This window comes from Clostridium sp. HMP27 (assembly GCF_000765165.1).
In the GTDB taxonomy this organism is placed as follows: Bacteria; Bacillota; Clostridia; order Clostridiales; family Clostridiaceae; genus Clostridium_AK.
This window is the reverse complement of sequence record NZ_JMFY01000059.1, coordinates 1-1,607: the sequence shown is the minus strand read 5'-3', so window position 1 is coordinate 1,607 and position 1,607 is coordinate 1. Positions and strand designations below refer to the sequence as shown.

Here is a 1,607-nt window from a genome sequence, read left to right as displayed (position 1 = left end):
TTCAGATTGTTGAAAAACCCCATGCTGTGCATGGGGTTTTATAATGCCTTCTAAAAATTTATGCGGGAGCATGGATAAAGTATACATTTTTACAATAATAGGAAAAACACAGCTCTAAACGAGCCAAAAAATAGTGCGATAGCACCCGAGCTATCTTCTTCATATTCTGAACTGCTGCCGTAAGCAGGCATTGCTCAGAAACTTTTTTAATTCCACGGAAACGCGCATAGCGCAGCCCATGGAGATTTTTTGAATCTGCAAAGCTACGCTCAATAGTTTCCTTTCTTCTCTTATATAACCATTTTCCTTTATCAGTCTTAGTAAATTTAATCACTTCGTCCTTATAATCCTCCCAAACGTGACGATAGACAGTTTTTCTTTTACTTTTATCAGACAAACAGCTTTCTTTTTTACTACATTTACTACAGTACTCAATTTTGCATGCGTATTCTTTATAACCATCACGATTAGTAGTTCTATATTCCAATGCTCTTAAATCTGGACAATAGTAAACATCTTGTTCTTTAACATATTGAAATCTAAATTTAGTAAATTTCCCTTTTACATGAGGGCTACGCCTGTACCCCATAACTGCTCTTAATCCCCGTTCAAATATTCTTTTGCAAATAACATTAGTAGAATATCCAGCATCTGCTCCAACATACTTAGTTTTAAAATTGAATTTTTTAATTTGAACATCTAATCTTTCTATATAAGGATCTACATCATTTATGTTACCAGGTGTTACATAAACATCTGTTATTATGTTATGTTTTCCGTCTACAGTTCTGTGATCTAAATAAAAGAATCCCTTTGGTTTTCCCTCTCTATGCATATATCCACTATCAGAATCCGTAGTGCTCATTTTGATCTCTTTATTTTCCTCTATGTGGTCTTTTTTTTTAGAGGTTCCTTTCCATGAACTAGTCTGTCTTCATTGATATCTTTTTCTAGTTGGTGAAAATAATCTTTTGTTGATTGAGTAACTATTTCTTTAGTAAATTTATTCTTATTAGCGTTAGCTTTTAAGTGAGTTGAATCTGTATATAAGATCTCGCCATCTACTAGTTTTTTATTTAATGCTTGGAATACAATATTATCGAAGATTTCTTGGTGTATATTAGTATCCTTAAATCTCTTTATTCTATTTTGGCTTATAGTTGAATGACTTGGTATTTTATCTGTAAGACTGTATCCTAAGAACCATCTATAGGCTACATTTACTTCAATCTCTCTAACGAGCTGTCGCTCGGAACGAATACCGAATAGGTATCCAATAAAAAGCATTTTAAACAATATTACTGGATCTACTGATGGTCTACCATTATCTAAACAATATAGGTCTTTTGTTAAATCTCTTATAAAAGAAAAATCAATATATTTATCTATTTGTCTAAGAATATGATCCTTTGGCACTAAATTTTCTATATAAACTAGTTCTAACTCATTTTGTTTTTTTGAATTATTAGTAAGCATTGCTTTCCTCCGTAGGAACCCTATCGGGTGTTTTTCTGGGCATATATTATATATTCTACGTTTATATAAAAAATCCTTTTTGTAATAAATGTAAAAAGCTGTTGACAAAATATGTTTATCAACAGCCTGAA

Annotated in this window: 1 protein-coding gene; it reads right to left on the bottom strand. The window is 31.7% G+C overall.

Going from position 1 to position 1,607, the window contains the following annotated elements; genetic code table 11:
- Positions 1 to 58 precede the first annotated feature (58 nt).
- Positions 59 to 1,476, bottom strand: a protein-coding gene (locus DP68_RS18265; RefSeq protein ID WP_291550301.1) for an IS1182 family transposase whose coding sequence is annotated in 2 segments (ribosomal slippage) — positions 59 to 891 and positions 891 to 1,476 — 1,419 coding nt in all. Because the reading frame shifts where the segments join, the coding sequence is not laid out codon by codon here.
- Positions 1,477 to 1,607 lie beyond the last annotated feature (131 nt).